The following is a 22,001-nucleotide window of genomic DNA, read 5'->3' on the forward strand; positions in this document are numbered from 1 at the left end:
CCGCATCAAGGCCCGGCGGCACGAGTCCGGTAAGACCCTCTGTTTCCTGAACAACGATCTCGGTCAAGGACACCGATGCAGGATCCAGCCGCTACTCCGTGAAGCCCGGCAAACGACCTTCTGCCACGCCCCAGGCCAACGCTTGACCGAGAAGCTGTTCCATCGACTCAGTGGTCTTGCCATAGCCCAGCAGCTCTCTAGTAGTCCGATAAAGCTGCTTGGCATCGCTGTCGGTCCCGGTGCTGAAGGCACGGCGCATCGCGTTGACGATCTCCTCGGGTGCGATCTCGCCGAACTTCCGTCCGTGCAACTTGGGGTTGTTCCGGAAGCCCCGCCAGTCCCCTGGTGAGCGGTGATCCGGCCAGACGAACCTTGTCTCGAAACCGTTCGTAACCCGGTACCGATCCGGGAGGCACCGCCGCATCAGCTGATTGCGGTCCGCGGACAACCGCTTCAGACCGAAGCTCTTGCTGACCAACCTCATCAGTCGGTCGATCTCGATCGGCCCTTCTGCGGCGATCACCTCGTCCATGGCTTTCTGCACCAACAACTGCACGGACTTGTCGTGCGCCAGGTTGTCGAGCTGCTCCCTGGTGCCGATCGAGACCGGTTCGAACGGCACGAACTCTTCGACCACCGCGCCGAGATCGGGCTCGGTTTCTGGCGCAACGGTGGCAAGTCCGCGCAGCACTGGCTGGGCCCCGTCGACGTCCTCAGCCGATGCGGACTCGATCGCCGGAGTTTCGGTCTCAACAGGAACTGTTTCCTCCGGCGTCGGTGGTTTCTCGACTTGCTCCTGCTCGACCTGCTCCAACGCGGCGGACACCGCCTGGTCGATGGCGTCCAGAACGCCGTCTCGATCCATCATCCACTGCGGCAGCCAGACCCGGACCACTTGAGGCCAGTTCATCACGTCGGTGAGAAGCCGAGGCGCTGCATCGCGGTCGGCCAACGTTGGGCGCGCTGCCCATTCCGGACCGTCGAGCACCACTGCCACCTGCCAACGATGCTGCCCAGGAGCGCGCACCGCGATGTCGACGGTGAAGGTCGAGAGCCCGTAACGCGACTGCACCTCGTGACCACGGGCCTGGATCGCCGCAGCGACCTCCTCGGTGATCCGGTCGACGTTCGGTCGACTGGTCAGATCGCCGGCGCTGCGAAGACCCCGAGCCGCGACTTCGAGGTACGCGCGTAGGTGATGGACGCCAGTGGATTTGGTCGCCGTCAGATCGATGTGCTCCGGATCGAACGAGCTGAACACGATCACCTGCGTACGAGCACGAGTCACCGCGACGTTGAGCCGCCGCTCCCCACCAGCGTTGATCAACGGGCCGAGCTGCAGGCGGACTCGCCCGGTCTTGGGATCAGGGGAGAACGCAAGCGAGAAGAGGATCACGTCCCGTTCGTCGCCCTGCACGTTCTCCAGGTTCTTGACGAAAAGCTCCTCGTTGTCTGTCCTGGCCAACGCCTGCTGGATATTCCTGTCATCACTGCTCTCCAGCAGATTCAGCACCAGGTCGCGCTGCTGGATGTTGAAGGTGACCACGCCGATCGATCGACCGGCGGTGCGCGTGTCTGCCAGGATCCTCGAGATCTCCTGGACGATGGCCCTGGCCTCGACGGTGTTCGTTCGGCTGCCACCCGATTCGAAGTGCCCGTCCACCCGACGCCACTTGATGCCCGCGGACTCGTCGCCACCCGGTGCAGGAAGACTTGCCAGTTTCCAGTCGTAGTAGTGCCGGTTCGAAAACGCGATGAGTGACTCGTCCGTGCTGCGGTAGTGCCAGGTCAGCAACTCCTGGGGCAGTCCTGATTCGATGCATTCGGAGAGGATGCTGTCGAGGTCCTCGGGGACCGAGGAGTCTTCCGGCTGGTCGTTGTTGCTGGCCTGCATGGTGCTGGTGGGCGGCATCTGCTTGGAATCGCCGACCACGACGATCGACTTCCCGCGTCCCATCGCCCCGATCGCCTGCGCAACACGAATCTGCGACGCCTCGTCGAACACGACGATGTCGAAGTCGATGCCGCCGGGTTCCAAGAAGGCCGCCACCGACGCCGGGCTCATCAGCAAGCACGGGGTCAACCGGCTGATGACGTCGGGATACTGGACCACGGCCTCTCGGAAGGGAAGTCGGTCGTTGCGGGCGCCCAGGCGTCGAATCAGTTCTCCAGCGCGGTTCAAGAAAGCGGTGTCACCTTGCCCCGCCTGGACGAGCTGGGCAGCGATTTGTCCGGGAACGCGGTTCCGGATCTCGTCGCCGAGTTCGAGGTATTCGCCGACGTGCTGGTCATGGGTGGCAGGGTCGAAGTACTCCAACGTGCTCGTGCGCAAGCGTTCGTCCACGGCCGACCGGGCGATGCCCCGGAGCACCATCATCTCGATGTCCGCGGGCTGTGCCTTCCCAGCGAGAATCTGGTCCCGGAACTCGGCGAGCCCGGCGTTGTTCAGCACATCGGTGTGCGCGAGCACCACGCCCCACCGTTGGATCGCGAGCAGACCGCGACCGAGGTCACCGGCCCAGGTCTGGCCGTCCCGCTCCCAAGCGGCGGACCAGCCGGAATCTGCTGCCCAACGGGAGAATTCCTCGTTGGTGGTATTGAGCACCTGCAGCCAGCGCTGCCACGCGCCGACGAACCGCTCCAGATCCTCGATCGGCGTATGCGTGCCAAGCCCGCTGAACACGTCCCACAGCCCGGGAAGTCGACGACGGGCTTCTCTCGACACCTGCAGAGCCTGGTGTTCGGCTTGTACCGTTGTCGCGGCGTCCGGACGGGTCGGCAACCAGGTAGGTGGCAGCAGCAGACCCGGGACCGCGCGCATGTTGTGCGCAATTTCAGCCGCTGCCATCCGCACTTGGGCCGCGGCTTGGAGCTTGGCGAGAGCAGTCGTTTCGTCGAACTCCACGTTGGGAGCCAGGTGTTCGCGCAATGCATCGACCAGCGCCAGGCGGCGCTTCTTCTTACCGAAGAGCCCGCGGTCGGCTTCTGCAGCCTGTGCCTGGAAGTGGTCGAAGGCGGGATGTGCGAAGAACTCGGGGCGGAACGTCGCGAGTGACTCCCGGTGCTGCTGCTGGAACAAGGTGATGGCTCGCACCGCGCCCTGCACTGCATTGTCCCACCCGGTTTGGGCGGCCGCGGCAGTCCGGTTCGCATCCGGCAGCCTTCCCGACCGAGCGAGCCGGGCCGCCTCCATAACCTGCCCGAGCTGCAATGGGTGTGGTAGCGCGCTGATCCGGTGTCGTAGCGTCTCCGGGAGCCGGCCGAACGCCTGTCGCGCGTTCTCAAGTTCCTGCGCCGCAGCCAGGACGGCACGAGGCTCGAGGCCCTCGACATTACGAAGCCCACTGATCGCCCACGGGTGTTGTGGTCGCATACGAGCGGAATGTGTTGCGCTGGGCAAATCGCGGGCGGCGGCTTCGACCGCGCGACGCTGTTCCTGCGGAAGCGAGAAGTAGCTCGGAGGCACAGGGGCTGCCGGACCGTCGCCGTACGCCAATTTCGCCTGATAGCCCGACCAGACGGAGAAACCAGCTGCGTTGGAGCTGTGCAGCTGCTCCGGATACTCAAGCAGTTCGGTCACCCGGGACCGGAACTTGGCCGTCAGCGCACTCCATTCGTGGGGGTCCTCCGGCGCCTGCCGTTCCAACGCCGCCTTGAGCTGCTGGGTGATGCTGCGCTGGGACTGCTTACGGCCGTGCACGTCCAGGCAGAACGTGTCGAGACCAAGCGCGGCGAGCCGCCGCTTCACCACGTCCAACGCAGCCTGCTTCTCCGCTACGAACAGGACGGTCTTGCCGGACGCCATGGCGTGAGCGATGAGATTGGTGATCGTCTGGGACTTCCCGGTACCGGGCGGGCCTTCCAGGACGAACGAGTGTCCTTGCTCGGCAAGCGCGATCGCCCGCATTTGCGATCCATCCGCCGCGATCGGCAGGAGAAGCTCGGTCTCGTCGATGTCCACCTCAGCAGGTGCGGTACCAGCCATCGGCCGGCCGGGGTTCTCCACGAGGTGCCGAACCACCGGGTTCCGCATGAAGAGCTCCCAGTGCTGCGTCAGGTCTCGCCACATCTGGAATGTGGAGAACTCCAGGAGTCGCAGGCTGGCTGTCTCGTCGATGCGGAAGTTGAGGTTGTTGTCGACGAGGCCCTGCCTGATCGCGCGCAGGGATGCACCGATATCGATACCGGATTCATCGAGGATCGGAGTCTGCAGAGCGGGGATGTCGACGCCGTGCTTCTGCCGCAACCACTGCACGAGGCAATAGTTGGGCGCGGCGAGCTCGCCGCCGTCGATCACCACCGTGTAAGGCCGGCGTCCGCGACCACCCTCGATGCGCACAGGAAGCACGAAAAGCGGTGCATGCGCCTCGCCGCGTTCCGTCGGGTGCACCATTGCCCCGAGGGTGAGGTAGAGGTAGTTGCTACCGGTTTCCTGCTCCACGGTTCGCGCCGCACGTTGCAGCGCCCGCATGTGATCGACGTATTTCGCCTGGGGCACCGAGGCGTAGACACGGTGATCGGTCACCAATTCATTCGCTACTACGTCGTCGGGGAGGTCCTGAGCCCGTCGGACGCCCTGCAACTCGTGAACTCCGCCGAGGACATCCTGGGCCACGATGTTGAGCGGCTTGCCAGCGTGGACGAGATCGTCGAGGTCTTTCAGCCCTCCAACGGGAATGTGCAGGTCCAGTCCCTTACCGCGCTTGGGGAGTTTGAGCAGCGGGTTGCGCAGGCTCAGATCGAGCAACGCGCGTCGCCAAGCCCCGATCCGCGGTGGCGCGTCACTGGTGGCTGCTTGCTGTTCGAGGTTCTCCTCGTCGTTGAGCGCGCCGCTGGCGACCAGCTCGTCCGGAAGCGCAAGACGCCCCTGCCGCGGCGATGGCTGCGCCACTTCAGTGGCTTCGGACGCCACTGCGTCAACCGTGGGCATCGGCCTGATGTCAGAGCGGTGCGCGAGCCTGATGTCGACCATGCCGTGCAGGTCGCGTGGCCCTCGCAGGTGTGCGCCGCCCAGCCGTACTGCGCCGGCGAAATCAACGGAGTCCGAGCCGGGGCCGATCCCGGTGAGTTCGACTGCGATCGCCTTGGCCGACTCGACCACGTTGATCATCTGAGCCGGTTCCAGGGACACACTCTCCGGCAGTCGTTCCTCGTTGAGAAAGAACCCGGCGAACGCGTGCCCGCGCACGATCCAGATCAGCGGGTGCAGACCGGCGGCTTCCAGGCAGGCGGCGTAGGTGACCGACAAGTCGATGCAGTTGCCGACTCGATCCCGCAGCACCTCGGCCGTCGTGCGGACCTTCTGCCCTGATTCCTCGAAGGACGCGGGCATACCCACGTAGGTGATTTCCTGCTCGCGCAGCGCCTCGTACACGGCGGCACCGATCTGCACCGCACGTTTCGGGCCTGCCTGGTAGCCCTGCAACGAGCTCGAACCCGTCTCCCGCTGGAGCAGCGCCCCCGCCGACCGCAAGACCTGCTGCACGGCGCTGGTGTTCGGCTGGACGAAAGCAGCGATCGACTCATAGAGCGCCGGAGCGCTCAGCCATTCGTTGTGGGCAAGCACCCGGGACGGGACCGACAGCTCAAGATCGTTGGCACCCACCGCCCTCACCCGGAGGCGGTAAGTGACGGGAAAGGCTTCGTCGGCTCGCTTCAATACCGACGCATCCGGCGCGAACTCGCGAAAGTCGTCCCAGCTGACCACGCCATCGGCCGGCACAGCCACCTCGGAACGCACCCACGGCTCGGCGAGCGCCCCGTCCGGCCCGACCAGCTCCAGCGTGACCTCAACCGGTTCGACGGCAGCGTCCCCCAGGTTCTCGAGCCTGATGTGCTGCACCACCGGCACCCGGTTGTGCACCAACGCGTAGTACATGGCAGGCGGATACAAGAGCTCGACCCGCAACCGCTCGTTCTCACAGCTGGACGTGCGAAAGACCGAATGGCTCATTGCACTCGCAATCGGATTAGGCAACGCACTCCACCAAGCAGAGCACCGAACATGTGGTCGGCGAACCAGCCAATTTCGTTACCCCGAGACGGCGACCACGTGGGCAGTGTGGTCTTCGTGCTCAGGACCTGTGGTAGTGATCAATCCTGTCCATCGGGCCCCTCCGCCAGGCGAATCCGGGCCAAGATCGCGCCGATCTCCTGCGCGCTCTCGTCGTCCTTGCCCCAAACCAGGCACAGGTCGTCATAGAGAGGCTGCAAGGTGTCCCACGCTTCCTGAACCTTGCCCTCCGACAGCAGCAGCATTCCGATCAGCCGACGGACCTCCAAGGCCATCGGGGACGCGTCACCGTCAGTCGCCCGAAGGCGAGCTTGCACGTCCTGGAACTGCCGCAGCGCTACTGTGGCTTGGCCCAGCTCAGCACGGCACAAAGCGGCCTGCTGGAGGCATTCGAGCGCGCTCTCACTGCCTGCTCCTTCGGTACGGGTGAAGGCGGCTGCGAGTGCGTCGAATTCTGGTAGCGCAAGTCGGTAGTCGCCACCGACCACGAGAATCGCCGCCCGCCGTCGTCGCAACGACAGGACGTGACGACTCTCAGGCCCCAGCACCTCACCCGCCGGCACGATGACGCTCTCGAGCATTTCGGCTGCCTGGGCGTAACGAGCCTCTTCCACCAGCGCGTCAGAACGCTCCCGCGCTTCCTTGATCGACTCGCGGAGACCGGTCCGCGGCGCCTGTTGAGCCTCAACCAGGTCAGGGGCCGCCTTCTGGAGAACCGGCTCCGCAACATAACGTCGACGCGGCGCATTCGGCCGACGAAACATCATCGTCGGGTCTGGCACGCCCGTAGGTGCCGCGGTGCCACTATCCGGCCTGGAGCCGGGTGTCGGCAGGAAAGGCAGCAACCGCTCGTAGACCTCGTACGCATCCGCGGGACGCTGCTCAGGGATCTTGGCCAGCAAGTCCAGCACAAGCGAATCGAGCTCTTCCGTGACATCAGCACGCACCTGCCGCAACGGCACCGGCTCGTCATACACATGCTGTTTCATCCGGTCGAAGTCGGCAGCCCCGTCGAAAACAGGATGCCCGCAGATCAGCTCGTACAGCACACAGCCGAGCGCGTACAGATCGCTGTGCGGCGCGATCGTCCCGCCCTGGACCTGCTCCGGCGACATGTACTGGCTCGTGCCGATCGGGGTGCCGGTCGCCGTGATCCGGGTTACGTCGGTGCGCAGGATCGCGGCGATACCGAAGTCCAGCACCTTCACAATGCCCTCATCGGTGACCAGCACGTTGTCGGGTTTGAGATCGCGGTGGACCACCGGCACCGCGTGGGCATGCGACAGCACCGTGCAAATCTGCGCCCCGAACGCAGCCGCCCAGCTGACTGGGAGTGGCCGTTCAGGGTCGATGAACGCGCGCAGCGAACGCCCATGGACCAGCTCCATCACCAGATAGAGCCGGTCGAACGAATCATCCAGGACAGCGTCGTAGACCTGTGGCACCCCGTGGTGCTGGATCCGCGCGGTCACCCGCGCCTCACGCTGGAAACGCAGGGCGAATTCCTCCGCCTGCCCGGCGGAGACGATCGCATCAGTCCGGATCAGCTTGACTGCTACCTCGCGGTCCAGCACGGAGTCGAAACCACGCCAGATCGCCCCCATGCCCCCGGAACTGATCTCCTCGATCAGTTCGTAGCGATCCCCGACAGCGTTCGCCTGCACCTTCCGCCATCCCCCTCGATCCCGTCACTCTCGGCAACCAATCGTGCCGTCTGTGCGATCACGCGTCCACCGAAACCGGGGATCCGGTGCCCCACCGGCCCCCGGCCCTGCGGCGTTCAGATCAGGTCGTCACCGACGCCTTCCTCCCGGCGGATCATCCGCCACGCGGCGCTGCGGAGAGTGCTGTTCAACGACTTCCTGAACGTCTTGTCCGAGGCGAAGTACTGCCGTCCGAGGTCGGCGACGGTGTCGATGTGCTCGGCCATCTTGTCCTCGAAGACGGGGTCGAAGACGATCCCGAAGTTCTCCTCGTCGTTCGACATCGCCGCCTGCCGCACCTTCGGATCGCGATAGGCCTCCTCAAACGGCTTCAGCGCGTCCTTCTCGGTGAGGTCGGTGCCGTGCTTCTCGTTGAACTTCTCGATGAGCTCGGACAGCAGCGACTTCTCGGGTTCCTGCGCGGCAGCCGCGCCGTCCCCGAAGCCCTTCATCAGCGCTGGTCCCTCCGGCACCAGGCTGAGATCGTGTTCCCCGGTCTTCTCCACCTTGAGGTGACTGAGGTCCACGTCGCCGATGTCGGTGCTGCCGTCGTGCCGTCTGGGCAGCCGGTTGAGCAGGTGCCGTCCGAACAGGTAGAGCTGTTCCAGTTCCGGGTCGTGGTAGGGCACGATCTGGGAGAGGAACCCGTACTTGCGGACGTAGTCGTTGAGGTCGCTGCGGAAGTTCTCGGCGGTCTCTTGCTCGTCCTCGTCCTCGTGATCGGCGAGCTCGGTGAACCGCGCGACCGCCGGCTCGGTGTGCCGGTACAGCTCGGCGTGCAGCTTCGCCCACTTCGCCGGGCTTCCGGCGGCCTTCTCCTCCGCGGCGAGGAAAGCTTCAGCGAACGCCCGCATTTCGCTCTCGACCAGCCGGGAGGCAGTGACGACCATCGCCTTGGCCCGGCCACCGAGGCGGCCCGCGGTGTGCATGCGGAAATGCTCGACGATCACCTGCGCTTGCCGGGCCACGGTGGAAGCGTGCATGAGCGCCGCCCTGGCCAGCAGTGGGTTGGCCTTGCGGGGGTCGACTTCCTTGTCGTCGGGGTTCTCGTTGACCAGCTTCCAGTACGTGTTGTAGGTGACGTAGCTGTGCAGCGGGTCGAGGATGAAGCCTTCCTCGATTGCCTGGCGCATCGAGTAGGTGTGGAACGGGACGTGGGTGGCCTTGCCGTCGTGCTCGGTGAGTTCGCCGAAGTTCTCCAGGGTCTTGGCCTTGGGGGTCGCGGTGAACGCGAAGTACGACAGGTTGGGGCTCTGTCCGCGGTCTTCCGCCCGCTTCTTCAGCTTCGCGTCGGTGCTGTCCTCGGCTTCGGCCGTGACGGCTCCCGGCTCGCCGGAGTCGTCGTCAGCGTCGAGCCCGAGGCCCCGGAGGACCTTGCGCACATCGGAAGCGGCGTCACCGGAATGGGACGAGTGTGCCTCGTCCACGACGATCGCGAACCGGCTGCCCTTGATCTCGGTGGGGTTGCGTCGCAGGTAGTCCAGCAGCGCCGGGAAGGTGTGCAGGGTGACCGTGACGATCTTGCCGGTTTCCTGCGACAACGCCTTGGCGAGCTGCTCGGATTTCGCGCCGTACTTCTCGTCGATCTTCACGACGAGCCCGGCGGTCTGCTCGAAGCTGCCGACGGTTTCGCGCAGCTGGGAATCCAGGTTCCGCCGGTCGGTAATGATGATGACCTTGTCGAACACCGGGGCGCCCGGTTTGAGCCCGTTGGCCAGCGCGTCCGGGTCGAGTTCGGCGGGATTGGTGGGTGTGTGCAGCGAGGAGAGCCGGTGCGCCAGCCAGCCGATGGTGTTGGACTTGCCGGAACCGGCGGATGCCATCACGAGGTAGTTATGCCCGGAGCCGTGCGTCGCGGCGTGCGCGGTGAGCTTCTTGACGACGTCCCACTGGCGCGCCACGCGGCGGCAACTCGCTCGCAATCTGCCTCGTACTGCTTAATCTTGGCCTTGGCACCCTCATCACCCTTTGGCGGCGTGACTTCAGGTATGCAGGCGTGCCAAGATCCGCACGTCTGGCCGATCGAGACGCGAACAGATTCGCACTTCTTCTGCTCCGCAAGCCTCGTCAACCCGGAACACGTCAACGAGTCACCTGCAGCAGGTCTTTGCGTAGCTCGTGACCGCCAGAGCAGCCGTCGACACAGGCGGCTGTCCCGATCACTGTCCACCGAGACGGAGTCATCGACGGAGAAGAGTCGTGGCAGACATCTTCATGTATGCCGATGAGACCGGCAACCTTGACTACCAGCAGCACGAAGGCGCTTCGCGCTTCTTCGGCATCGCTACGGCAGTAATCCGGGATCACGGCACAGCCCTCAACGAAGCGCTGCAGTTGCGCGCCGAACTGCACGCGCGCGGGGTGGGCTTGAAGAAGGGTTTCTTCCACGCGACCGACGACAGCCACCCGACGAGGAAAGAGGTGTACGCACTAATCGCGGGGCAGGGATGGCGACTGGACGCCACGATGCTCGACAAGCAGAAGGCGTACGACCACGTCAAGGAAGCTGGCGAGGTCTACCTGTACAAGATGGCTTGGTTCCTGCACTTCAAGTACATAGCTCCTCTGGTCGCAGCGAAGGGCGATCGCCTGTTCGTCGTGGCCGCGACTCTCGGCACCAACGCCCGAAAGAAGGCGTTCGAGTCGGCACTTCACGACGTGTGCCAGGTGCAGGGCCCCAACGGCCGGGATGTGCATCTCTGCCACTGGCCGGCACCCACTTCATGGGGCCTGCAGGTTGCCGACTACGCAGCATGGGCCGTGCAGCGAAAGCTGGAGAAGGGCAAGGAGGAGTACTGGAGCATGATCGTTGATTCGCTGCAGAGCTGCTTCGAGCCCTGGAGAAAGTAAGAGGCCGGCTACCCCTTGGGGGAGAGCCCCCCTGGGGCTCTTGTCACCGGCCTACCGCCATTCAACCTGGAACATCGTTGCTGGTCAACGACGCGCGAGCAGCATCACCCTTTTGCGTCCGACTGCCGACCAGGCCGTCGCCACCGCTACTGCCGAGGCAGGACAACGGCAGGGCCATCCAGCCGATCGACACCTCGGTCAGGGCTGCCGCGGGACGATGAGGGCAGCTGCGACTCGGGGGAAGATCTCGGTGAATAACGTGCCCATGTTCGGGTCGGTGTTGCTGAAGACCGCTCGTTCCAGCTCCGCGTCGTAGATCGCGATCAGGGCTCGCACCGCGTCTCGGGTGTCCACGTCCGCTTGCATGTCCAGCTCGTCGAGGGCGTGCTGCATCAGTTCCGCCACCGCTTCGGTGATCTGGACCAGGTATTCGCCCGCTCGGAGGCGCAGGTGCGGGCTGCGGAGGGCGTGTGCTCGGAACTCCGTCAGCAGCAGGTACCAGGTCTTGTCCGCGACCAGGGACTCCGCGCAGGCCGCGCCGATCTGGAGGATCGCGTCGTGCACCGAGCGGTCCTCGCCGGTGGGGGCCACCGCTCTCTCGATGATCTGCCTGGTCTGGTCGATGCGGGCGGTCATCTCCTCCTCGTAGACGGCGAGGAACAGGTCCTCCTTCGTCTCGAAGTTGGAGTAGAAGGCCCCGCGGCTGAAGCCGGCCGCTTCGCAGATCAGCTCCACCGGGGCGTCCCGGATGCTGTGCTCGAGGAACACCTCGCGGGCAGCGGCGATCAGCCGTCGGCGGGTCTCCGCGCGGCGACGTGTTTCGCGTCGTTGCGGCTGATCGGTCATGGCCTTGAGTCTCCCGCTCAGTGTTTCGCCTCACAGTTCTGCTGCGAGGGCGGCGCCGGTGATCTCGGGAAATATACAGTGTGCATCGAATACATCGTGTATCGCATGCATCGCGTATCGCATGCGCCGTGTATCGACTTCTTCGCTGCGGGAGTGTTCCGGTTGTCGTCTTTGCTGTACCGACTCGGGCGGGCCGTGGTCCGCGCCAGGGCATGGGTGCTGGTCGCCTGGCTCGCGCTGCTCGCAGCGCTGGGCGGCGGCGCGTTCTTCCTGCAACAGGGGATGGAGACCAGTCTCGAGATCCCCGGGGCCGAGTCGCAGGAGGCGCTGGACCACCTCAACAACGTCTTCCCGCAGATGACCGGTTCGCGCGCGCAGCTGGTGTTCACCGCGCCCGCCGGTCAGCAGGTGGACTCGCCGCAGGTCAGGGAGGCCTTCGAGGGGCTCATCGACCGCGTCTCCCAGTGGGACGGCGTGGACGCGGTGATGAGCCCGCTCGACGAGCTGGTGGGCAACCAGGTCTCCGAGGACCGCAGCACCGGCCTGATCAACATGCAGTTCGACTTCCCGCCGCTGGACGTGCCGGAGCAGGTCAAGAACGACCTGCTCGGCGAGGCTGCAGCGCTGGAGCAGCAGCTCGGCGCGGGCGCCGAGGTGCACGTCGGCGGCGACATCTTCGCCAACGCCATGCCCGAGCTGGGCGCCACCGAGGCCGTCGGCGTGGTCGTCGCGCTGCTGGTGCTGCTGCTGTTGCTGCGCTCGCTGATCGCCGCGGTGATGCCGCTGGTCACCGCGCTCGTCGGCGTCGGCGTGTCGATGACGATCGTGCTGCTGACCACCGCGGTCACCGAGGTCTCCTCGGCCGCGCCGATGCTCGGCGTGATGCTGGGCCTGGCCGTGGGCATCGACTACTCGCTGTTCATCGTGTCCCGGCACCGCGAGCAGCTCGCCGCCGGAGTCGGCGTCACCGAGTCCATCGCGCGCTCGGTGGCCACCGCGGGCTCGGCGGTGATCTTCGCCGGCGTCACCGTGATCATCGCGCTGCTGGCGCTGGCGGTTCCCGGGATCACCTTCCTGACCACGATGGGCGTGCTGGCCGGCGTCGCGATCGCGATCGGCGTCGCGGTGTCGCTGACCATGATCCCGGCGCTGCTCAGCTTCGCCGGCGAGCGGCTGCGGCCGGTCAAGGTGCGGCGCAGGCGGGCGGCCAAGCCGCGGCGCGAGCGCCGCTCGTTCGCGCTGGCCTGGGTCCGGGCGGTCACCAAGGCGCCGCTGGTGACGATCGCGCTGGTCGTCGCGGCCCTCGGCGTGTGCACGCTGCCGATGGCGGACCTGAAGCTGTCGGTGCCCGACGCGAGCGCGCAGGCCGCCGGGACCCCGGCGCGCGACACCTACGACCACATCGCCGAGAAGTTCGGCCCCGGGTTCAACAGCCCGCTGATGGTCACCACCGACATCATCGGCAGCAGCGACCCGCTCGGGCACGTCAACGGCATCGCCGACGAGATCCGGGCGATGCCCGGAGTCGCCGCGGTGCCCATGGCCACGCCGAACCCGACCATCGACACCGGCATCATCCAGGTGGTGCCGACCACCGGCGGCGAATCCGACGAGACCGCCGACCTGGTGCACCGGCTGCGCGCGATGAGCCCGCACTTCGCCGAGAAGTACGGCTCGGGCATCGCGGTGACCGGCGTGACCGCGATCGGCATCGACCTCTCCGAGAAGCTCTTCGACGCGCTGCTGCCGTTCGCGCTCATCGTGGTCGGGCTGACGCTGGTGCTGCTGGCGATGGTGTTCCGGTCGGTGTGGGTGCCGGTCAAGGCCGCGCTCGGCTACCTGCTGTCGGTCGGCGCGACCTTCGGCGCGGTGGCGTTCGTGTTCAACCAGGGCCACCTGGCCGGGCCGCTGAACGTGGCGCACGTCGGCGGGGTCATCAGCTTCATGCCGATCCTGCTGATGGCGATCCTGTTCGGGCTGGCCATGGACTACGAGGTCTTCCTGGTCTCCCGGATGCGCGAGGAGTACACCCACCACGGCGACGCGAAGCGGGCCATCGAGTCCGGCTTCACCAACGTCGCACCGGTGGTGGTGGCCGCCGCCGTCATCATGATCTCGGTGTTCGCCGCGTTCGTCCCGCACGGCGACGCCAACATCAAGCCCATCGCGTTCGGGCTCGCGGTCGGCGTGTTCGTCGACGCGTTCCTGGTCCGGATGACGCTGGTGCCCGCGGTGATGGCGCTGCTCGGCGACAAGGCCTGGTGGCTGCCGCGCTGGCTGGCCCGCAGGCTGCCCGCGCTGGACGTGGAGGGCGAAGCGCTGCAGCACGAGCTGCGCCTGGCCGAGTGGCCGGGCAACGACGAGGTGGTCAGCGCCCGCGATCTGAGCATCCACGACGACCGCGGTGACCAGGTCGTCGGCGGGGTCCGGATCAACCTGCGCCCCGGTGGGGTGCTCGCGGTGGAGGGCGACGGCTCGGACGCCTCCGCGCTGCTGCACGCGCTCGGCGGCCGGGTCCGCACCGTGCAGGGCGATCTGCGGGTGACCGGGCTGCTGCTGCCGCAGCGGTCGCGGGCGGTGCGGTCGCGCACCGCGCTGATCCAGTGCCGGAGCAGCGCCGAACCTGCCGCCGAGATCCGGGAAGCCGTCGCCGAAGGCGTGCGCCTGGTGCTGCTCGACGAGGCCGACGCCATCGCCGACACCGAACAGCGCCGCCAGCTGGCCGCCCTGCTGCGCGGTTCGTCCACTGCGGACGGCACGCCGGTCGGCTTCGTCGTGACCTACCGGAACCCGAGCCTCATCTCCGACTTGCTGCCGGAGCACCGGGTCGACGTTCTGCGGCTCTCCGCGCGCCCGGGCGTGCTCGCGGGCCGCCTCCAGGAGGTGTGAGGGCAATGAAGAACCCGTTCACGCAAGCGACCCGGCGCGCCGGGGGTTCGGTCGGACGGCTCACCTGGATCGGGCTGGCCCTGGTCCCCGTGCTCGTCGTCGGCGTGCTGGCCTGGGCCTTCTGGGCGCCGATGAGCCAGCACGGCGCCGCCAAGGTCGCGGTGGTCAACGCCGACGAGCCGACCACGATCAACGGGCAGCTGGCCCCGCTCGGCCGGGAGATGGCCGCGAAGCTGGTCAACAGCACCGATTCCGGCTACATCTGGCAGATCACCGCCGCCGAGGACGCCGAGGAGGGGCTGGCCGACGGCCGCTACGCCGCCGCGGTGACCATCCCCGAGGCGTTCTCCCGCAACACCGCGTCGGTGATGACCGGTGAGCCGCTGGACGCCACCCGCGCCGGGATCACGGTGCGGACCTCGCCGGTGGCGGCCCCGGCCGATGCGGCCGCGGTGGAATCCGCTGCGCGGCAGAGCGTTTCGGTGTTCAACCAGCAGATCCTGGAGATGCTGCTCGACGGGTTCTACGGCGGTTTCTCGGAGATGCACGGGCAGCTGGGCACCGCGGTCGACGGCGCGCGGCAGCTGGCCGACGGCAGCGGGCAGCTCGCCGACGGCACGCGTCAGCTGGCCGATGGCGTCGGCCAGCTCTCCGGCGGTGTCGGTGAACTGGCGGGCGGTGTGCCGCAGCTGGCCAATGGCGGTTCGCAGCTCGCCGACGGCGCGCAGCAGCTCTCCGGCGGCCTGAACCAGCTGCACCAGCAGGTCTCGCAGATGCCCGCGCAGACCCGGCAGCTGGCGGACGGCGCGGAGCAGGTCGCCGCGGGCAACCGCGCGATGGCCGACCAGTTCGTCCCGCTCGCCGACCAGATCCTGGCCGCGACCGACCTGATCCCCGACTCCCCCAAGCTCGACGGGCTCGCCCAGATCGCCGAGCAGTGCCCGGCCGAAGGCCTGACCTCGGACTTCTGCACCCGGCTGCGCGCCCAGATCGACCAGATCAACCAGCGCGAAGGCGCGCTCGACGGCATCAAGGAGAAGATCCAGGCGCCGGTGAAGCAGGCGCGCGACGGTTTCGAAGGCCTTGCCTACGGTTCCGAGCAGGTCGCCGCGGGCACCCGGATGCTCGCCGACTCCTCCGGTCAGCTGGTCGGCGGGATCGGCCAGCTCGCCGACGGTGGCGCGCAGCTCGCCGATGGCGCGCAGCAGCTCTCCGGCGGCCTGAACCAGCTCAACGGCGGTGTGCAGGAGCTCAACGGCGGCGTCCAGGAGCTCGACGGCGGGGTGGGCCAGCTGGTCTCCGGTGCCGAGCAGGTCGCGGACGGCAACCGCCAGTTCGCCGACCAGATCGGCCCGGCGGCCGAGAAGCTGCCCAACTACACCGACGCGGAGCGCGCGCACCTCAAGACGGTGGCGGCCAGCCCGGCCGCGCTGCAGTCCGACCTGCCCGGCTTCGGCAAGTCGCTGATCGCGCTGCTGATCGCCGTCGCGTTCTGGACGGCCGCACTCGGCATCTACGCGGTGACCAGGGCGGTTCCGGAGAACGCGGCGAGCTCGCGCCGCTCCACCTGGCGGCTGGTCCTCGGCTCGCTGCTGCCCGGAACGCTGATCGCGGCGATCGGAGCGGTCGTGGTCAGCGCGGCGCTGGCCCCGTTCCTGGGGCTGGGCTTCGGTTCCTGGGCGGCCTTCGCCGGCGTGACGCTGTTGGCAGCGCTGGCCTTCGTGTCGCTCAACCAGGCGCTGATCGCCCTGCTCGGCAACACCGGCCGCATCGTCGCCATCGCCGTCCTGGTGCTGGCCGCGGCCACCGGAGTGGTCTCGACGATCCCCGGGTTCCTCCAGAGCACGAGCGCCTTCCTGCCCACCCACGGCGCGGTCCAGGCCCTGTCCGCGATCGTGACGGGAGCGGGCGGAGCGACCAGCGGCGCTCTCCAGCTGGTGGCCTGGCTGGTCGCCGGCGTCCTGGTCAGCGTGCTGGCGGTGGACCGGGCCCGGGTGGTCCCGGCCAAGCAACTCCGCCGCACCCGCCCGGCCTGGTGAGTCGTGAGTGCGCAACGGTGCTCGAGCGCTGTTGCGCACTCACGACCCGCTGGTCGGCTGAGGCGGGCTACCGAGCAGCCATAGCGTCCACATCGGACAACAGGTTCCGAGCGCGCTCCGCCGCGCCGACGGCCAACGCGGTCAATGCCGTGTTGTCGACCGGCGCTTCGATCTCGACGTCCGCCAGCAGCGGCGCCAAGTCCAGCGGCGCGGCCAACACCGGGCCGGGCGCCTCCGGCAGCGGGAGCGCCGGGGCCGCCCACGCAGCGGCAGCCGGAGTTCCCGTCCCGCCTTCCTCGGCCTCCGCGCCGTGCCGCGCATTGCGGCGGTGCAGTTCATCGGTCAGCTCGTCCTCGGCGCGGCCGCGCAACAGCAGCAGGACGAACGGATCCCTGTCCAGCAACCAGGAAACCTGGTAGGCCAGCGCCGCCGCGTGCTTGCACGGGCTGTCCCAGCCCGGGCAGTCGCATTCCGGTTCGAGGTCGCCGTAGCCGGGCAGCAGCCGCGCGCCGACGGCCTCGGCGGTGTCGGCCAGCTCGACCGGCATGTCCCGTTCCAGCAGCGCGGCGATGTGCCCGGCGCGGCCCGCCACCTCGTCCAGGAACCGGTCCCAGCGCGCTCCGGGCAGCTCGGCGAGGTGCACTTCGGTGCGGTGCGGCTCGTCGGGATCGCCGTCGTGCACCGGCGCGGTGATCCGCCCGGGGCTGACCGTGATCGCGCCGACCTGCCCGGCGAAGGCGTACCTGCGGCCCTTCTTCAGCTGCTCCGGGTCGAGGGCGGTGCGCTCCATCGCCTCGATCCACGCGTTGCCCCACCAGGTGTCGGCGAACTTCTTGCCGTACCGCTTCCCGGGCGGGAAGGCCGGGAAGGTCAGCGCGCGCACCGGTTCGTCGTCCCAGGTCATCTCAAGCGCTCCTCAGTTCCACCAGGCGGTGCAGCTCGGCGTCTGAGAGCTCGCTCAGCGCCGCCTCACCGCCGATGATCGCGTCGGCCAGTTCCTGCTTGTGCGCCAGCAGTTCCGCGATGCGCTCCTCCACCGTGCCCTGCGCGATCAACCGGTGCACCTGCACGGGTTTGCGCTGGCCGATCCGGTGCGCCCGGTCGGTGGCCTGCTCCTCGACGGCGGGGTTCCACCAGCGGTCGTAGTGGATCACGTGGTCGGCCCGGGTCAGGTTCAGCCCGGTGCCCGCCGCCTTGAGCGAGAGCAGGAAAACCGGCACCTGACCGGCCTGGAACCGGCGCACCATCTCGTCGCGCTGCGCCACCGGCGTGCCGCCGTGCAGCAGCTGCGCCGGTATGCCGAGGTCGGCCAAGTGCTTCTCCAGCAACCGGGCCATCTGCACGTACTGCGTGAAGACGAGCACCGCACCGTCTTCGGCGACGATGGTGCCGAGCAGTTCGTCCAGGGCCTGCAACTTCACCGAGCGAGCAGCCGAGGCCACGCCTTCCTTGCGGTAGTGCGCCGGGTGGTTGCACACCTGCTTGAGGCCCACCAGCAGCTTGAGCACGAGGCCGCGCCGTGCGATCTCGGTCGTGCTGCCGCGGATCTCGGCCATCACCTCCCGGACCACTTGCTGGTACAGGTCGGCCTGCTCGGCGGTGAGCGGAACCAGGTGGTCGGTCTCGGTCTTGGGCGGCAGTTCCGGTGCGATGCCCGGATCGCTCTTGCGGCGCCGCAGCAGGAACGGCCGCACCAGCCGGGACAACCGCTGCGCGGTCGGGGCGTCGCGATCCTCCTCCACCGCCCGCCCCCAGCCGGCGCGGAACTCACGCATCCGGCCGAGCAGCCCGGGCGTCGTCCAGTCCAGGATCGCCCACAGTTCGCCAAGATCGTTCTCCACCGGTGTGCCGGTCATCGCCACCCGGACCTCCGCCGGGATCTCGCGCAGCGCCTTCGCCGTGCCGCTCGTGCGGTTCTTGACGTGCTGTGCCTCGTCGGCGACGACCATTCCCCAGCGGTGCGCGGCCAGCTCCGCCGCGTCGACGCGCATCGTGCCGTAGGTGGTGAGCACGAAACCGCTGTCGGCCAACGAGCGCTGCGAGCCGTGGAAGCGGCGAACCGGCGTGCCCGGCGCGAACTTCGCGATCTCGCGCTCCCAGTTGCCCAGCAGCGACGCCGGGCACACCACCAGCGTCGGTCCCGCCGCCCGCCGCAGGTGCAGCGAGATCAGCATGATCGTCTTGCCCAGCCCCATGTCGTCGGCCAGGCAGCCGCCGAACCCCAGCGACGTCATCCGCTCCAGCCAGCGCAGCCCGCGCTGCTGGTAGTCGCGCAGCGTCGCGGCGAGCTCCGGCGGCTGCCCCAGCGGTTCCGGCCCGTCATCGGGATCGGCGATGCGGTCGGCCAGTTCACCGAGCCAGCCCGCCCCGACGGCCTCGACGCGCACGTCGTCGACCACCACGCTGCCGATCAGCACGGCGCCCAGCCCCGAATACGCCGGGACCGGCGGCAACGCGCGTTCCCGCGCCTTGCGCGCCAGCTCGGGCGGGATCAGCACCCATTGATCGCGCAGCCGGACGACCGGACGCGACTTGGCCACCTGATCCATCTCGTCGTCGGTCAGCGGTTCGCCGCCGAGGGTCAGCTCCCACGACATCGGCAACGGCCCGGAATCCCGCAGGAAGGCCGCGACGTCGTCCGGCCGCTCACCGGGCGCGGACACCGAAACGCGGGCGTTGAGCTCGCGCGAGACCTCCGGCGGCCACTCGACGTCGACGCCCATCGCGACCAGCCGATCTTCACCGCCGCCGAGCAGGTCCACCACGTCCTCGTCGACCAGCTCCAGCTCGACGGGTTTGGCTTCGGCCAGCAGGCTTTCCAGCGGCGACCACGCACCGGCGGCCCGCCGCAGTGCCCGCATCGCCTCGAACGTCGCGCGATCATCGAAGCCGTGCGACTCCCCCGCCCACAACGCCTCGGCGTCGACCACCCGCGTCGGATCGGCGAGATCGCGCAGCCGGACAACGGCGATGAACGGCACCGTCGCGGGATCACCGCGCAGCTCCAGCCGCAAGCTGACGCGCAACCCCGCATCAACACCCGCGGCGACCTGCTGCGCCCATTCCCGGAACTCCCCGACCGCGACGATCTCCTGCCCGGCGTACGGCACCGATGCGCCTGCCACGCGCGGCAACACGTCGGCGACGGCGTCGAAGAACTCGCGCAACAACTCCTCGGCATCGGGCAGAACCAGCTGATCCGCCTCCGGATCCAGCGGAATCGACCGCGCACTGGCCGGAGCGGCAGCGGCCAACGCCCGCAACCGCTCGACGTCGACGACGTCGAACGGCCCCATCCGCCACGCATCGGCACCGCTCGGATGAACCCCGGGCAGCACCCGCCCGCGCGCCACCATGTGCAGCGCAAGCCGCGCGGCCGCGCCCCAGAACGCCGCCGAAGGATGCCCGTGCTGCGAAACCAGCAGCGGCAACGCCTCGGCCACCGGAACCCGCCGACCAGGTGCCCGCCGCGCGACGACCTCGCCGTTTTCGAGCAGGGTCACCACCGCTTCAGCGGACGCGTCAACCTCGGAACCGCCGCCCGGATCGTGAAGGAAGAACGTCCCCGCACGCGGCACGCCGCCGGGCTCGAACACCATCGCGCACTGCCCCACCTGCACCTCCACACCGTCGACCGTACACCGTACCGTAAACCGCACCGACCGGCCGGCAGTTGCTTTGACCAGCGAGAACATGCCCGTTTTCCGAGCAGATCTGCACGGGAGCATCGCGCCCCGGACGTCCGGGGCGCGATGGGATGCAGTCCCATCGCCCCCACAACCGGAGCAAGCAGTGCGCATCCTGTTCAGCTCGGTCCCCAGCACCCCTCCCCGCACAACGACCTGACAACCATCACGGCCAGCTGACCGACCCCGGAACACCCTGCCCAGCAGCTGCTTCGCTTAGAAATATGTCTACAGAGGGGGGAAACGCCGAATCAGTTCCAGCTCAGCGTGCCGGGATGCCATCGCCCTGGCACGGTTTCGACCAACAGCGGAGAGATGAACAGTTCAGCCAACGGTTGCGCCTGTCCCAGCGTCCGGTACTGCTCCAGGCCGACCACGGTCCGAGCCTCGCTGCGATATCCCTTGGCCCAGGAGGCAGGATCGGGCACGGTGAAAGCCTCGGGCAGCTCGATGTCAGTCCCGCTGTGCTGACGGCGAGCAACTTCGCGGCGGATCGCCAGCTGGGCGCTCAGTCCGTCGACCTCTTCCCTGAGCGCGATCACGACCAGGTCCACGAGATCCTTCACGCGACTGGAGGGTCGACCCCGGTGGCGCTCGTACATGGCGCAGATCTTGTCAGCGATGTGATCGGTCAGCGGATAGAGCCGCACCTGAACATGTTCGTCGAACTCGATCCCGAGAACCGGCCGCAGCCGCTGGGCGACGGGTTCTCCCAACGGCGCCAGGCCGACCACCAGATCGACGCTGACCGTGGTCATCTCCTTCAGACCGACCATGGCGGCGAACCGCACCTTGCGAGATGGGCGACCCTGGATCTGGTCGGTGGAATCGACGAACTCGAAACTGACGTGATCTCCCAGATCGCTCGCCGCTGCTCGCCTCAACGCTTCCAGAGCTTGACTCAGACCACGATCGTCATCACGAAACAACAGGTCGATATCCCGGGAATGCCGGGCGCCTTGATAGCGCACGAGCAGCGCCTGTCCGCCCTTGAGCAACCAACCTTCCGTATCGTCGCGGAACACTCGGGCCAGCAGGCGCTGCAGGAAGAACCGGTTCACCAGCTCCGTGGAAGTGACGCCGTGCTCCCGGGCCAGCCGTCGAGCCCGGTCACCAACGGCCTTCTGAAGCGCGTGGGGACTGCCGTACTTGTTCACCAATCCTCCTTCCCCTGCTCGGCTTTCTCCACGCACTCCTGATCAGCGTGCCCGAGCGCGCCCATCCTGCACTGCGGACAGCAGGTGCTCGATCAGGGCATGCCCGTCTCGTCCAGTCACCCCGTAGCGGCGGGAGAAACAGCCCACCTTCTCCGCCAGCACATCCAGATCGAGCCGGTCCCGCCTGTTGGCCTCGTGGATGATCTGCCCCATGTGACTCGCGTCGACGCGGTCGTTCAGCAGATCGATCACAGTGCGCTCGACCGTGGTGACAGGCAGGCCGTCCACCCGCGTGACCTCGTCCTCATCGAGCGGGCGACCACGCAGCTTGACCTCGCTGTCGCGGGTCGCCCTGCGCCGGGGCACCGTGATCTCGATTCGCTCGGACACCAGATCACCCAGGCCTTGCAGCAGCGCCGCTGACCTGTGGGAGACCACACCGCCATCCGGGTCCAGCTTGGGACGCACCCAGCCGGCCACGGCAGGCCTCAGCGCCAGCCACGCCGCCTTCTCGGCGAGATGCGCGGACTCCTCACTGACCGCGAGTTGATAGACACCGTGCCGAACCCTCACCAACAGCCCTGCGTCCACCAGACGCAGCAGGGTCACGCTGTCCACCCCAGCGCCCTTGGCCTGTGCTGCGGTCACCAGACCCCACTGCCCAGCCGTGTAGGCCCCTAGTGAAGTGATCGCTTGTACCATACGCATACAACGAAAACTACACCTGGATCACAGCGAAAACTACAACTGAATGTAGTTTTCGCTGTTCCGAATTGGTAGCCTTGAGATATTCCTTGACACGAACATTCGTATCGGAG

At 67.6% G+C, this 22,001-nt stretch carries 11 protein-coding genes; 3 read left to right on the forward strand and 8 right to left on the reverse strand.

Features of this window, described 5'->3' with window-relative positions:
• Positions 1 to 91: 91 nt before the first annotated feature.
• The 3 genes from proA to ATL45_RS08495 all read right to left on the reverse strand — a co-directional run bounded on the left by proA (position 92) and on the right by ATL45_RS08495 (position 9,617).
• A complete protein-coding gene (gene proA / locus ATL45_RS08485; RefSeq protein ID WP_246025231.1) occupies positions 92 to 5,878 on the reverse strand; it encodes an anti-phage protein ProA in 5,787 nt (1,928 codons plus the stop codon).
• 215 nt (positions 5,879 to 6,093) lie between these two features.
• Positions 6,094 to 7,677: a serine/threonine-protein kinase gene (locus ATL45_RS08490; protein WP_093152761.1), complete on the reverse strand. Its 1,584-nt coding sequence runs from the start codon at positions 7,675 to 7,677 to the stop codon at positions 6,094 to 6,096.
• Positions 7,678 to 7,793: 116 nt separating this feature from the next.
• Positions 7,794 to 9,617: a DEAD/DEAH box helicase gene (locus tag ATL45_RS08495; protein WP_246025232.1), complete on the reverse strand. Its 1,824-nt coding sequence runs from the start codon at positions 9,615 to 9,617 to the stop codon at positions 7,794 to 7,796.
• A 298-nt stretch (positions 9,618 to 9,915) separates the two neighbouring features.
• Here ATL45_RS08495 and ATL45_RS08500 point away from each other — a divergent pair, with 298 nt between their 5' ends.
• A complete protein-coding gene (locus ATL45_RS08500; protein WP_211841194.1) occupies positions 9,916 to 10,566 on the forward strand; it encodes a DUF3800 domain-containing protein in 651 nt (216 codons plus the stop codon).
• A gap of 198 nt (positions 10,567 to 10,764) precedes the next feature.
• Here the strand turns inward: ATL45_RS08500 and ATL45_RS08505 are convergent, their stop codons facing one another.
• The gene (locus ATL45_RS08505) at positions 10,765 to 11,412 is read right to left on the reverse strand and encodes a TetR/AcrR family transcriptional regulator (RefSeq protein ID WP_093152756.1); all 648 of its coding nucleotides are present in this window, start codon (positions 11,410 to 11,412) and stop codon (positions 10,765 to 10,767) included.
• 162 nt (positions 11,413 to 11,574) lie between these two features.
• Here ATL45_RS08505 and ATL45_RS08510 point away from each other — a divergent pair, with 162 nt between their 5' ends.
• Together ATL45_RS08510 and ATL45_RS08515 are read left to right on the forward strand one after the other, a co-directional pair.
• Complete coding sequence (locus ATL45_RS08510) at positions 11,575 to 14,301, forward strand: MMPL family transporter (protein WP_093152753.1); 2,727 nt, start codon at positions 11,575 to 11,577, stop codon at positions 14,299 to 14,301.
• A 5-nt stretch (positions 14,302 to 14,306) separates the two neighbouring features.
• Complete coding sequence (locus ATL45_RS08515) at positions 14,307 to 16,340, forward strand: YhgE/Pip family protein (RefSeq protein ID WP_093152751.1); 2,034 nt, start codon at positions 14,307 to 14,309, stop codon at positions 16,338 to 16,340.
• A 67-nt stretch (positions 16,341 to 16,407) separates the two neighbouring features.
• Here ATL45_RS08515 and ATL45_RS08520 read toward each other — a convergent pair whose 3' ends face one another.
• From ATL45_RS08520 to ATL45_RS08535, 4 genes are all read right to left on the reverse strand, one after another.
• The gene (locus ATL45_RS08520; protein ID WP_093152748.1) at positions 16,408 to 17,244 is read right to left on the reverse strand and encodes an SWIM zinc finger family protein; all 837 of its coding nucleotides are present in this window, start codon (positions 17,242 to 17,244) and stop codon (positions 16,408 to 16,410) included.
• A gap of 1 nt (position 17,245) precedes the next feature.
• Entirely contained in the window at positions 17,246 to 19,939 is a 2,694-nt protein-coding gene (locus tag ATL45_RS08525) for an SCO1167/SCO6262 family helicase (RefSeq protein WP_093153424.1), read from the reverse strand.
• 338 nt (positions 19,940 to 20,277) lie between these two features.
• The gene (locus ATL45_RS08530; RefSeq protein WP_170210201.1) at positions 20,278 to 21,183 is read right to left on the reverse strand and encodes a nucleotidyl transferase AbiEii/AbiGii toxin family protein; all 906 of its coding nucleotides are present in this window, start codon (positions 21,181 to 21,183) and stop codon (positions 20,278 to 20,280) included.
• Positions 21,184 to 21,225: 42 nt separating this feature from the next.
• Positions 21,226 to 21,891 (reverse strand): type IV toxin-antitoxin system AbiEi family antitoxin domain-containing protein, encoded by a 666-nt coding sequence (locus tag ATL45_RS08535; RefSeq protein WP_093152743.1) that lies wholly within the window; start codon positions 21,889 to 21,891, stop codon positions 21,226 to 21,228.
• Between the last annotated feature and the right edge of the window lie 110 nt (positions 21,892 to 22,001).

It is taken from the genome of Saccharopolyspora antimicrobica, from assembly GCF_003635025.1.
In the GTDB taxonomy this organism is placed as follows: Bacteria; Actinomycetota; Actinomycetes; order Mycobacteriales; family Pseudonocardiaceae; genus Saccharopolyspora; species Saccharopolyspora antimicrobica.